The sequence below is a fragment of the Bartonella sp. AA83SXKL genome (assembly GCF_042196965.1).
In the GTDB taxonomy this organism is placed as follows: domain Bacteria; phylum Pseudomonadota; class Alphaproteobacteria; order Rhizobiales; family Rhizobiaceae; genus Bartonella.
In genome coordinates this window covers 1-621 of sequence record NZ_JBHIRG010000262.1, presented here as the reverse complement: position 1 = coordinate 621, position 621 = coordinate 1, and the positions used below count along the sequence as shown (strand labels likewise).

The window sequence follows — 621 nt, the reverse complement described above, 5'->3', positions numbered from 1 at the left end:
TAAAAGCGGCTTTTCGTCCCGAATTTCTTAATCGTATTGATGAGGTTATTCTCTTTCAGAGATTACAACGTAGCGACATGGAAGCTATCGTTGAGATCCAGATACAACATTTGCAAAATTTGCTCAATGAACGCAAAATAACTTTGCATATCGAACCAGAGGTTCGGCAATTCCTTGGCGATAAGGGCTATGATCCTCTCTATGGCGCGCGGCCTCTCAAACGCATTATCCAAAGAGAAATTCAAGATCCACTGGCAGAAAACATCTTGTTTGGAAAAATTCATGATGAGATGGCGGTGACAATTGCAAAAGAAGGAGAGCATTTGACTTTTTTGCCTGAAAATTAAGATACTGTTCTAGAAATGAGGAATATGGCAATGAAATAAAGATATAACAATGCGTTAAGAAATGCCTATCAGACAGAAAAAAATGATAATAAAACATAAAAAAAACTTGACAAGGTAAATCTGAACGCGTATCATAATGATACAATCAGCATTCTGTGCTTTTGTGAAGCAGATTGAAGAATGATGATGGGGGGTGAAGCTTCATTACGGCGGAAGCGGTTTGTAAATCAAACACTATCTGTTTCGGTTCTGTCTTTCGGTTCTGTCTTTCGGT

The 621-nt window shown here is 38.3% G+C and carries 1 pseudogene; it reads left to right on the top strand.

The features are described from left to right. Positions 1-347, top strand: a pseudogene (locus tag ACFINO_RS10995) (ATP-dependent chaperone ClpB); the annotation flags it as partial. Positions 348-621 lie beyond the last annotated feature (274 nt).